Annotated in this window: 11 protein-coding genes; all 11 read right to left on the bottom strand. The window is 53.2% G+C overall.

The features are described 5' to 3' along the window. Positions 1-17: 17 nt before the first annotated feature. Positions 18-890 (bottom strand): glucose-1-phosphate thymidylyltransferase RfbA, encoded by an 873-nt coding sequence (gene rfbA / locus C4S59_RS09150; protein ID WP_103910137.1) that lies wholly within the window; start codon positions 888-890, stop codon positions 18-20. After that, positions 887-1,741 carry a dTDP-4-dehydrorhamnose reductase gene (rfbD, locus tag C4S59_RS09145; RefSeq protein WP_103910136.1) on the bottom strand — a complete coding sequence of 285 codons (855 nt, stop codon included), beginning with the start codon at positions 1,739-1,741 and terminating at the stop codon, positions 887-889. The genes rfbA and rfbD overlap by 4 nt, the downstream gene beginning before the upstream one ends. Next, a complete protein-coding gene (rfbB, locus tag C4S59_RS09140; RefSeq protein WP_103910135.1) occupies positions 1,738-2,799 on the bottom strand; it encodes a dTDP-glucose 4,6-dehydratase in 1,062 nt (353 codons plus the stop codon). The genes rfbD and rfbB overlap by 4 nt, the downstream gene beginning before the upstream one ends. A gap of 11 nt (positions 2,800-2,810) precedes the next feature. Further along, complete coding sequence (gene rfbC / locus C4S59_RS09135) at positions 2,811-3,365, bottom strand: dTDP-4-dehydrorhamnose 3,5-epimerase (RefSeq protein WP_146064525.1); 555 nt, start codon at positions 3,363-3,365, stop codon at positions 2,811-2,813. Between the two features lie 38 nt (positions 3,366-3,403). Further along, positions 3,404-4,474: an EpsG family protein gene (locus tag C4S59_RS09130; protein ID WP_103910133.1), complete on the bottom strand. Its 1,071-nt coding sequence runs from the start codon at positions 4,472-4,474 to the stop codon at positions 3,404-3,406. A 121-nt stretch (positions 4,475-4,595) separates the two neighbouring features. Next, positions 4,596-5,375 carry a glycosyltransferase family protein gene (locus C4S59_RS09125; RefSeq protein ID WP_160006820.1) on the bottom strand — a complete coding sequence of 260 codons (780 nt, stop codon included), beginning with the start codon at positions 5,373-5,375 and terminating at the stop codon, positions 4,596-4,598. A gap of 131 nt (positions 5,376-5,506) precedes the next feature. Next, positions 5,507-6,592, bottom strand: a complete 1,086-nt coding sequence (locus tag C4S59_RS09120; RefSeq protein WP_234994722.1) for an NAD-dependent epimerase/dehydratase family protein — start codon at positions 6,590-6,592, stop codon at positions 5,507-5,509. Next, positions 6,577-7,764 carry a glycosyltransferase gene (locus C4S59_RS09115; RefSeq protein WP_160006817.1) on the bottom strand — a complete coding sequence of 396 codons (1,188 nt, stop codon included), beginning with the start codon at positions 7,762-7,764 and terminating at the stop codon, positions 6,577-6,579. The genes C4S59_RS09120 and C4S59_RS09115 overlap by 16 nt, the downstream gene beginning before the upstream one ends. Then, the gene (locus C4S59_RS09110; protein WP_103910131.1) at positions 7,761-8,855 is read right to left on the bottom strand and encodes a glycosyltransferase; all 1,095 of its coding nucleotides are present in this window, start codon (positions 8,853-8,855) and stop codon (positions 7,761-7,763) included. Before C4S59_RS09110 ends, C4S59_RS09115 begins: the two co-directional genes overlap by 4 nt. After that, entirely contained in the window at positions 8,852-9,805 is a 954-nt protein-coding gene (locus tag C4S59_RS09105; protein WP_103910130.1) for a glycosyltransferase family 2 protein, read from the bottom strand. Before C4S59_RS09105 ends, C4S59_RS09110 begins: the two co-directional genes overlap by 4 nt. Beyond that, positions 9,802-10,896, bottom strand: coding sequence for a class I SAM-dependent methyltransferase (locus C4S59_RS09100; protein WP_103910129.1), 1,095 nt, complete (start codon positions 10,894-10,896; stop codon positions 9,802-9,804). Before C4S59_RS09100 ends, C4S59_RS09105 begins: the two co-directional genes overlap by 4 nt. Between the last annotated feature and the right edge of the window lie 2 nt (positions 10,897-10,898).

Below are 10,898 nucleotides of genomic sequence, written 5' to 3'. Positions count from 1 at the left end.
ACGTGCTTGCGCGCCGTCTAGCGCGGAAGGCTGCTTAGATACGCGCCATAACCGTTTTTCCCAAACTGCTCAGCGCGCGCCTGAAGTTGGGCGGCATCAATCCAGCCCATTTCGAATGCCACCTCGTCTGGTGAGCCCACCTGTTGGCCCTGGCGTTCGGTCAAAGTGCGCACAAAATTGCCCGCATCCAAAAGGCTGGCATGGGTGCCGGTGTCCAGCCAAGCAAAACCACGGCCCATTTTCTGGACGCTTAGCGCGCCATCGTGAAGGTAGCTTTCCAATAGGCTCGTGATCTCAAGCTCGCCGCGGGCCGAAGGGCGTACCGCCTTGGCCCGTTCGGGTGCTGTGCCATCCATGAAGTAAAGTCCCGTTACGGCATAGTTCGAGGGCGGCACAGTGGGTTTTTCGATGATTGCCCGCACTGTACCATCCTCGTCGAAATCAACAACGCCGTAACGCTCCGGGTCGGCGACACGGTAGCCAAAAACTGTGGCGCCTGTTGTGGCTTTGTCAGCTTCTCCCAATACGTCAGGCAGTCCATGGCCAAAAAAAATATTGTCGCCCAGCACCATGGCGGAGGGTGCGCCATCAAGGAACGTCTCGCCCAAGATGAAAGCCTGCGCCAGCCCGTCGGGACTGGGCTGGATCATGTAGCTGAGTGACACGCCCCATTGGCTGCCATCGCCCAGCGTGCGCTGGAATTGTTCTTGGTCATGCGGGGTGGTGATGATCAGGATCTCGCGAATGCCAGCCAGCATCAGCACCGTCAGTGGATAGTAGACCATTGTCTTGTCATAGATAGGAAGCAGCTGCTTTGAGACACCCATGGTGATGGGGTAAAGCCGCGTGCCGGAGCCGCCCGCTAGGATAATGCCTTTGCGTTGCATCATTTATTGATCCCTAATTCTTTCACAGTCTCGGCCAGGCCTATACGCCAATCAGGGCGGGGGATGCCGAATACTTGTTCTGTGGTCTGGCAATTCAGTTGTGAATTCAGCGGTCGCGCGGCGGGCGTATGGTAATCACGCGTTGCGATCGGGAAAACGCGCGTGGCTCGGCCCGCTTGCGCAAAAATCTCACGGGCGAACGCGCTCCAGCTGACGCCTGGCGCACCGCTGAAATGATAGGTCCCGGTTTTGCCTGAGTCGTCGCACAGCTGCTGCGCGATCGACAGGCACGCTGCGGCAATCGCACAGGCTGGCGTGGGTCCACCGATCTGGTCGTCAACAACGCTGAGCTCGTCCCGGCTTTCTGACAGGCGCAGCATAGTTTTGACGAAATTGCCGCCATGCGCAGAAAACACCCAAGATGTGCGCAGGATCGCGTGCGCACCTCCCACTGCTCTGCTTCCTTGCTCGCCCGCCAGTTTGGACCGGCCATAGGCGTTTTGGGGTGCGGTTTTGTCATCAGGCGCCCAATCACGCGTATCGGTGCCCGCAAAGACATAATCAGTCGAGATATGCACCAACGAAATATTCAGGGCGGCGCAGGCCTGTGCCATGGCAGCGGGGGCATCGCCATTGATTGTGGTGGCCAGCGCCTCCTCGTCTTCCGCGTGGTCCACGGCGGTGTAGGCTGCCGCGTTGATCACGGCGCGGGGCCGATGGGCGTGGATGGCGGCGGCGCAAGCAGTGGGATCCGACAGATCCACCTCAGTGCGTCCCAGCGCAACAACATCTGCCAATACCTGAAGCTCGGTTGCTACTTGGCCGGTGCGACCAAAGACCAGAACGTCTGTCATTGTGCAGGTTTCTGGTCCGCGCCCAACCGCTGACCCACACCCTTGCGTGCCAGCAGCGGACGCCACCAATCCTCGTTTTCAAGATACCAACGCACGGTGCGCTCCAACCCTTCTTCAACGGTGACCGAGGGGCGCCACCCCAATTCGTCACGGATGCGGCTGGGGTCGATCGCATAGCGCGCATCATGGCCGGGTCGGTCTGTGACAAAGGTGATTAGATCAGCATAGGTTCCGTGAGCGCGTGGCTTGAGTCTGTCGAGGATCTGGCAGATAGTTTTCACCAGTTCCAAGTTGGTGCGCTCGTTCTCGCCGCCAATGTTGTAGCTGCGCCCCACCTTGCCCTGGGTGGCTAAAAGAAGCAGCGCATCAGCGTGATCCTCCACGTAAAGCCAATCGCGAATATTGCTGCCATCGCCATAGATCGGCAGTGACTTTCCAGCCAGTGTATTCAGAATGACAACGGGGATAAGTTTTTCCGGGAAGTGATAAGGGCCATAATTGTTGGAACAATTGCTCAGCACGACAGGCAGGCCATAGGTTTCATGCCAGGCGCGTACCAGATGGTCGGAACTGGCCTTCGACGCTGAATAGGGGCTGCGCGGATCGTAGGGCGTGTCTTCCGTAAACAGCATAGCAGGATCAGCGGGAAGTGAGCCAAAGACTTCGTCTGTTGAGATGTGGTGAAAGCGGAACCCGTTCGGCTTGCCGCGCTCGACCCAGTATTTGCGCGCTGTTTCCAGCATACTGAAAGTACCCGTGATATTGCTCTTGATAAAATCTCCCGGGCCGTCGATTGAGCGATCAACATGAGATTCCGCAGCCAGATGCATGACGATGTCAGGTTGGTGGGCGTCAAAGACGCTATCCAAAGCCGGGCGGTCGCGAATATCGGCCTGCTCGAAGGCATATAGCGGGTTGTCTGCCACGGGTGTCACATTGGCAAGGCACGCGGCATAGGTCAGCGCATCGAGGTTTACCACAGAATGGCCACGGGACACCGCCAACCGCACCACGGCTGAGCCAATAAAACCCGCGCCGCCGGTTACGAGAATTTTCATGTGTTCAAACCTTAAAAAACAAATGGGCTGTCCAGATCGGCCAGAAGCGGTGCCACAGCATCCTTGCTGCTGAGGATTGGATCGCCCTGCAAGGGCCATATAATGCCAATGGCCGGATCATCCCAGCGGAGAGCGCCCTCGGTCTCAGGCGCGTAATAATCGCTGCATTTGTAGACGATCTCGCTATCGGGCTGCAGAGTGGCGAAGCCATGGGCAAAACCGGCAGGGATAAACAGCTGCGCGCCATTTTCGGCGCTAAGCTCATAGCCTGTCAACTGGCCGAAGGTTGGACTTCCCTTCCGGACATCAACCGCAACGTCAAAAATTGCTCCACGACCGCAGCGCACCAGCTTAGCCTGCGCATGCGGTGGGGCTTGGAAATGCAGCCCCCGTACCGTGCCCGGATATGCCGAGAGCGAGTGGTTGTCCTGAACGAAGAAGACATCTATGCCAAGCTCGGCATAAACCCGTTGGCTATAGGTTTCGGCAAAGAATCCACGATGATCGCCAAAACGATCAGGTTCGATTACCAGTACTCCCGCCAGATCAGTCTTGTGAACGTTCATCACTCAATATTCTTTTCTGCAGTTGCGATACATGAACATCAGAAACCAAACGGGTCGCCACCCGGAAAGCCAAAAATCCAAGTTTGATATGGGATGTAGCATTGGCTGAAATGCCCGGACAGTTGCGCCCAGACTGTGAAAACCAGCAACAGACCCAGATATGGCAGGGCCGCATGCAGCGCCGCGTTCGCGCGAAATGGTAAAAAGGGAAGTCGCGCGAAGATCATGGCTTGGATCGGGATTAGATAGTAGCCGAACCTGTCGCCGATTACTGAGGAGACCGGGACGAGAAGTATCGCCAGTGTCATACCAATCGCCCCGATGCTGGCCAGGCTATAATCCTGAGGCCATGTCCGCAGCCATTTTTTGCGTACAAACAGGAAAAAATACAATGCCGAAAGCCCAAGGATGCCAACACGAAATATTGCACCTGCGGCGTCGACTCCTGTGTTGACATAGCGACTGGTCGCGATTTCTGCGGCGTCGCCCAAGGCGAGAAAGAACGCGCCAGGGACGGCAAGGATCGCGGCAAGCATCAAGCGGTTTCTAGTGTATCGCCCCGTTGCAACGGGCAAAAGCAATATGAATATCAGCGCGCTGACATGGAACCCAGCGGCTAGCACCACCCATAGAGCTAACCACAAAGGGCGCCGATCAATGAACGCAACAAAGGCAATACACAGAAAGCCAATTGCTGCCCCTTGGCGAATGCCAGACATCGGCAAGTTGATGATCAGAATCGGAAAGAGAAGAGCCAGAAAACCTAGTGGGTCAGGCTGCCGTCGCGCCAGTACATGAACGCCCAAAAAGAAAATCGCGCTAGAAAAAATATTGATAAAGGGGTATGGCAAACCCATATCTCGGATCCACGAAAGGATCGCCCACCAGATTGGTTCTCGGATTTCTGTGACAGATGACCATTCAAAATCGGCGGCGCCCAGATACTGATAATAGTAACCCGACCAATCACAGCCGACCTGAAACCGGAAGGCTGAGAACACAAAGAGGCTTGCCAGAACCAGGAAATAAATCTGTTTCCGCAGTGCTCCATTCCGCGCAAGCGCAAAGCGCAAGAGAAACAAAAAAATGGCCAACCCGAGATACAACATCAGCCGCGCTGCCCGTCATTTGCCACGCGACGCAAAATCAATAAAAACTTAGCGGGTCCAGCCTGAGGCATTCGCCAACCAGCTTGGGGATCAATGACAAGCGCGGTTGCCCATATGGGTATCACGGATAGGGCCCCTTACCAGTTTTACCAGTGATTCCAGCTAGAGCACCCAAGTATAACATCTGGAGACGAGTGATTTTTTTGTCTTCGAGCAGCAACGTCCGAATACTAGTCTGCATTAGTTTCCATGAAATAGCCCTAAGAGAAACTCCCTTAGAGCCATACTTTCGCCATATCAAGATTAGATTGCGAATGTTATAATAAGAATACCATACTGGCTTGTCAGGAATATGCAGTGTGCGACCGAGCAATCTCCGTGGAACGTAATCGAACACTTGGATCAACCGAGCAGCGCGGCATGAAAGCTGGATCCAGTTGCCCTGATAAAGGGCAAACCCGTATGCTAGATCTTCGTAACCCATCCAAAGGTCAGACATTACGGTGATATTCTCAGCAAGTGGTGCCAAAGAATACAGCGCTGAATTCGAGCTACTCCAAAGAACTTCTGCGGCAGGTTCGTCCGTGGGGATCTCAGACAGCCTCGTTCCAGCAGATGGCCTGAAATGTCGCCGACCGTCTTCCCAGCGCGGTTCGCGCGGGCTGTGATCAATCATGGGGTAGACTGCGCCCACTCGCGGGCGGGAACGCGCTGCTGACAGCATCGCCGATAATCGGTCGGCCTCCCAATTCGCATCGTGGTTGAGACACAGACACCACTCGGCGCCTGTTTCTGCTGCGAGCTCCATGCGTCGCGCGAGGTTGCCGGCCGAGCCAAGATTGGTATTCGCGTTTTCGTACTGTAGCTGCCAATGCCGTGCAGCAGCAATCTCAGCGATCATGCCGCTGCCTAGCGAGTCGACCACGATGACCGACCTCACTTCTGGGTGGGGGTCCGCGAAGATTACCTCAAGAAGAGAAATGACAGCGTCATCGGAGTGGAAGGCTGATATGGCAATGGCGACTGAACCTATCATCCTGTCTTGCGCGCCCAGTCGATCAAATCGCGGATCCCGTCACTCAGGCTGACTTGCGGCTTCCAATCAAGGTAGCGTTCAGCGGCAGAGATGTCGGCAACAGCATGGCGGACGTCTCCCGGACGGAACTGCCCGCTGATCGTCAGGCGCTCTCCGACAAGATCAAGCACTTCGATCATCGTCTGGGCAACCTCCAGGATCGAAGCACCTTTGCCTGAGCCGATGTCAGCCGTCTCTTGAGGCACTAGTTCAAGTTCACACAGCCGATGGAACGCGGAGACCACATCCGAAACATGGACGAAATCGCGCACGATCTCACCATCCTCGTAGATGTTCAGGGTTTTGCCCTCGAGCAGTTGTTGAGCGAAGATCGACAGTACGCCGGTATAGGGATTGTGCAGCGACTGACCGGCACCGTAGACGTTCTGCAGGCGCAAGATTGAGGCTTCAATGCCCGATTGCTCGAGACCTTGTCGAAGCAAATATTCCTGCATGAGTTTAGTCGATGCATAGATAGAAGCAGGCGCAGGCACTGTTGTCGCGGCGCAGCTTGCGATCGGTTCTAACGTGCGGCCCTGAGCATCCTTGGGGGCGAAATCGCCGGTAGCTAGGTCCGCTGACAGACGCGGCACTGCAGTCACCTCGCGGCCTTTGCCATCGCGGCAGGCGCCTTCACCGTAGACTGCGCGAGATCCGGCGAGGATTACTCGGCTTACGTCGATCCCTTCGGTGCGGGCTGCCCTAATTGCTTCTATCAAACGTGCGGTCCCGGTCACGTTAACGTCGCAGTATTGCACTGGAAGGTCATATGACTGACCTGTACCAGTCTCTGCCGCGAGATGGATGACAATGTCAGCCTCCGCGACGATGATTGCCTTGGTGAGCGCGCCACCGTCAAGCACGTCGCCACGGCTAAAGCGCGCGCCTGCTTGTTTTAGTTCCGCAACCGCACCCTCTGGATCAGGGTGAACTTGAGGGTGGAGGTTGTCGAACACGGTGACACTGTGCCCAGCATTGCGCAGCGACAGCGCCAGGCGTTTTCCGATGAAACCCGCTCCTCCAGTTATTAGAATGTTTGGCAAGGGCTTGCTCCTATGTCTGTATTCAAAGCGGGCAAATAGCTATCTACCGACGTCTTTAGGGAAAAATGAGCCAAGCCTAATGCTTGTGCTCGTTCACGAAGTGAATTCTGGTGCGAAATGACATTATCGCGCACCCAAGGCCAAACTTGCGAAAGGTCCTCTTTTAACGGGAACATCACTCCTGACGCAATCAGAGGATCGACTAGTCCTACACCCTCTGTGCCTATGACCGGCAGCCCTGCCAACATGTATTCGCCGAGCTTTATTGGTGCAACGCCCTGTGTCGAAAAAGCTGGCTGGCGGAGAGCCAGTGCGAGATCACATTGCATCAATGCGGCGGGCATATCCCCTGGAGGCAGCCGCGAGACCTCAATCCAACTTCGATCATAGACGCCTAACCGATCAAGGGCGGCATCAAGGTTAGCTTTGTCACCAGTGAAGATACGAAACACCAGATTGGGAATATGAAAACGTAAGCATTGCGCCACTGCCATCATTTGGTCAGGGCAATACTGGGAACCAAGAGAACCAGCATAACAAAGTCGGAACTCGTTATCGATCCGCCGTGGCCAACCGCTGAGGAAGGGTGTCGGGTCACGGCCATTGCCGACGACGTGAAATTTTGCTCTGTCAGTTTTTGAGCGATCTACCAAGATATCGATGGCGCGCGGCGTCCGGACAAGGACGCGATCGGCGACCCGAACTATATGCGTCTCGACAGCCCGCAAGATCCGATAAGTTGCGCTTTCCGGAGACAGCCTTCCAAAATCCACTCGCTCATCTACGGCAAACCCATCCGCATCAAAGATCAATTTCAATTCCCTGCGGTAGCCCAACATTAAAATAGCCAATGCAGGCATCAGGCTCCTTGGCATTAACGTATCTATATTCCAATCACGTATTGCACGCAGGATGTGACTGCGTCCCAAAACAGCAGAAGCAAAAGGACCCACACTTCCGAAGTTTCTCCAAATGGGGGCTGCCCGATAAGGGATTCCTGAAGCCTCACATATATTTTTAGCGTATTCGGTACTATCCGCGTTGGCCCAAGTGAATTGCAGAACATGCACATGGTGTCCATGTTTGGCGAGAGCCTTGAAAATGGGAAGAAATAGCCCTTCTAGATAGCTTGTCTGGGGGCCGTCCCAAGTTATGAAAAGGATGCGGCTCATGTACTGCGCTCCAAAAGAAGACGTGCATAAAAAGCGTCGCAGGCGGCGAAATATGTGGCAGAAGAAAACCGGCAGAAAACCGATTTGCGACCATTTCGGCCTATGGTATCCAGTGTTTCGGGGGACAGTACGGCACATCTCTCAATTCCGTCAGCAATTGCGGTTGGGTCTGTTCCTGAGAGCAGCCAGCCGTTTTCACAATCGATGACAATTTCCGGCGTGCCGCCTACAGGTGTTGCCAGAACGGGGATTCCTGCCGACATTGCTTCGACCAGTGCTAAACCGAAGCCTTCAGAGATCGATGGTTGTATATATAGATCTACGTTGCTCAGACGATCAAACGGTTGAGGGTCAAAGCCTACTAAGTCGACCACACTTTCAAGATCAAGCAGCTTCACCGCGTCGTCAAGCAGCCCCCGCTGACTGCCGTCACCGACTATCGTCAATTGCACCGCTAACCCGCGCTCTCTCAGTAGTGCGGCGGCTTGGATCAAGGCCAACGGGTTTTTTACTTTTTCAAGGCGCCCCACGAACCCCAACCTGAAGCGATCCGACAACTCTGGCTGATCACGCTCGCTTTGCATTTGAGTGGGATTAAGCAGGACATGAACACGTTCTGGACGAACCTCCCGCAGGTCAATTAGTCTTTTTTTGACGCCCTCCGAAACTGCAACGACTGCATCAGCCAACCTATAAACGCAGAAGAAAACCATTTGGGCCTTACGTGAGTGTTGTGGAATTCCGATCTCTTCGGCCAGACAGACCTGGACACCACAAATGCGGCCCGCAATTAGACCATGAAAGTTAGCCTCTGCACCGTGACAATGGATTATTGACGGGCGTCGTGACCGGATTTCTTTGATCAACGCTAGAATCGCGCCAAGTGACGGGATCTTTGATCGTTCTCGGAGCACGACAATAGGGCACTTAGCAGCAATCAGTTCGTCCGCGATGGCACCGCCTTCGGCAATGACACAAATATTGTGTTCGAATGCAGTCTCCTGTGTATTTAGTGCGATAGTTCGAATATGAGATTCCACGCCGCCGAAATTCAGAGATTCTACGACATGTAAAACTGTTTTTTTGGTCATGGGCGGATCAAATCCTTTACTGCACTTTTCCACCCGGCAAAATCAGTGTATCCACCCCGCAGCCAGAGCGCCAATACAAGATGCCACCGCACTACTCTGGATTTCGCGCAAAGGGTTAAACGTGCGTCAAGGTTTTTAATACGGAATTGCAAGTTTTGAAGGGCATCATCGTGAGCCCCCGGCACGTTGGTTCGTGATGCTAACCGTTCAAGGGTGATCTGATATCGTTCGATCTGATCCTTCCACCCTTCCGCAGCTGAACCAAGCCCGGCTGCACGGGCACGACTGAACTGAGATACCCCTGTCGGACTGCTGAGCATCCAGTTCGAGGCATTCTGATCATGACGGCGGTAGAGCTGTAGAGGTTTCGAAATCAACGAACGGACGCCAAGCGGTACCGCAAGGTGATTAATCCAGTTATCATGAGCAAAAAAATTCTCAGGAAACGGTGTTGCCAAATCCAACAGTGGACGACGCAATGCCATGCAACAACCTGAGTAGAACTCGTCAGCCTTTCCGCCAGCAGCCAGGATGTTTCCCAATTGGGTATATGGAGTTGGCGTCAGATTTGTGTCAGTCAGAACCATATCATTAACGACCAACTGCGTCTTTGGTTCATTCTCAAAAACTTTTAATATAAATTCAATTTTGGATGGCTGCCAAAAATCGTCTTGATCACTTATGAAGATCACATCACCAGAGCACAGGCTAAGCGCCTTTGCGAAATTTTTACTATATCCAATATTTTGATCATTCTGATGTAGTCGAACTTCAAATGGTGCCTTTTTTTGAAACTTCTGCAGTAAATCGAATGTACCATCCGTTGAGCGATCGTCACAGACAACAACTTCATCTGGCAACCGGCGTTGCGCAGCGAAGCTTTGCAATTGGTTCACAATGTATTTGGAACCATTATAGCTAGCCATAGCGATTGAGACACGCGGTATCATGTTTTGGGCTTTCGTGCTGTGATGATCAGAAACTCACGCCGACCGACAAAAAACAATCCAAGATATTTTGCTTTATATGCCCGACAGGCGAACTTGATCGGCAATGGCAGTGACTCATTGGGAGAGCAATCTTTGCTCATTTCATAGCTTTTCTTGAACATTCCCCTGTACACGTTCTTATCGCGCAACCAAGAAATTGCATAAAAGCCACTTTTCTTGAGCGAAAAAGCCAAAGACTTGCTACTTTGTATGACGAGGTGCCGGGGAGTTTCTAACCCGCGCCAGTTAATGCCAAAATATTGACAACCAAAACTATCAATATTTGGTGTTTCGATCCAAATGGTGCCGCCTGGCTTTAGAATGCGGTGGCAATCGGCCAGCGTTTTGATCGGGTCATGCAGATGCTCGATAACGTGGCTCATGCAAATAAAGTCAAATAAGTCTTTCTGGCCCGCAAAAATATCGATGCTGCCATGATGCACTTCAAAGCCATTGTCTTGTGCCTCCCTAACCGCTTTTGGATCAGGATCCACTCCCACAACGTCCCAGCCGCAGTTCCTCGCTGTTTTCAGAAATGTTCCGTTTCCACAGCCCAAATCTAAGAGGCGAGAGCCATTTTTATCCCGCTTTGGTAAATTTCTGTATCTGTTGTCGATAGGCTTGCGAACGAAAGGAATGAGAAGCGCGATGATTACGCCCAATGCATTCGCATTTTCTTCTTTTGTACCAAACCGCCAGTTTGTGTAACCATTAACCAATCGTCGCCGCAGTTTACGAAATTTTCTAAGGTCTTCATACGAGCTTTGAGATATATTGTCTTTGGTGTGTGTGTAATACTTTTCATATGCTAGACTGATTGTTGCAGGCGATGGCCTTGGGTCAAGATAGGCGACGCTACAGGAAATGCAGGACCAAAGGCTCCATTTACCTGGTGCACAAAAGAAAGTATTATCCACGAGCCCATCATAGAGGTTTTTTCGCTGACTATCTCCGCAGATTGGGCAATTATTCAGTGCTTCGAGGCCATCCATAGGCCACGGTGCTTCCCAAATGTCTTTGGCGTCTGTGCTAAACTTCATGGATTCGCTCATGT

Origin of the sequence: Thalassococcus halodurans, assembly GCF_900108225.1 — a bacterium.
In the GTDB taxonomy this organism is placed as follows: Bacteria; Pseudomonadota; Alphaproteobacteria; order Rhodobacterales; family Rhodobacteraceae; genus Thalassococcus; species Thalassococcus halodurans.
The sequence above is the reverse complement of the archived record's forward strand: the minus strand, read 5'-3'. Positions and strand labels throughout refer to the sequence as shown.

What these genes read in the sequence shown, in the direction of transcription:
- C4S59_RS09115 (WP_160006817.1), bottom strand. Translation starts at nt 7,764, where the DNA reads ATGAGCCGCATCCTTTTCATAACTTGGGACGGCCCCCAGACAAGCTAT.
- C4S59_RS09100 (WP_103910129.1), bottom strand. Translation starts at nt 10,896, where the DNA reads ATGAGCGAATCCATGAAGTTTAGCACAGACGCCAAAGACATTTGGGAA.
- C4S59_RS09125 (WP_160006820.1), bottom strand. Translation starts at nt 5,375, where the DNA reads ATGATCGCTGAGATTGCTGCTGCACGGCATTGGCAGCTACAGTACGAA.
- C4S59_RS09105 (WP_103910130.1), bottom strand. Translation starts at nt 9,805, where the DNA reads ATGATACCGCGTGTCTCAATCGCTATGGCTAGCTATAATGGTTCCAAA.
- rfbD (WP_103910136.1), bottom strand. Translation starts at nt 1,741, where the DNA reads ATGACAGACGTTCTGGTCTTTGGTCGCACCGGCCAAGTAGCAACCGAG.
- C4S59_RS09110 (WP_103910131.1), bottom strand. Translation starts at nt 8,855, where the DNA reads ATGACCAAAAAAACAGTTTTACATGTCGTAGAATCTCTGAATTTCGGC.
- rfbC (WP_146064525.1), bottom strand. Translation starts at nt 3,365, where the DNA reads ATGAACGTTCACAAGACTGATCTGGCGGGAGTACTGGTAATCGAACCT.
- C4S59_RS09130 (WP_103910133.1), bottom strand. Translation starts at nt 4,474, where the DNA reads ATGTTGTATCTCGGGTTGGCCATTTTTTTGTTTCTCTTGCGCTTTGCG.
- rfbB (WP_103910135.1), bottom strand. Translation starts at nt 2,799, where the DNA reads ATGAAAATTCTCGTAACCGGCGGCGCGGGTTTTATTGGCTCAGCCGTG.
- rfbA (WP_103910137.1), bottom strand. Translation starts at nt 890, where the DNA reads ATGATGCAACGCAAAGGCATTATCCTAGCGGGCGGCTCCGGCACGCGG.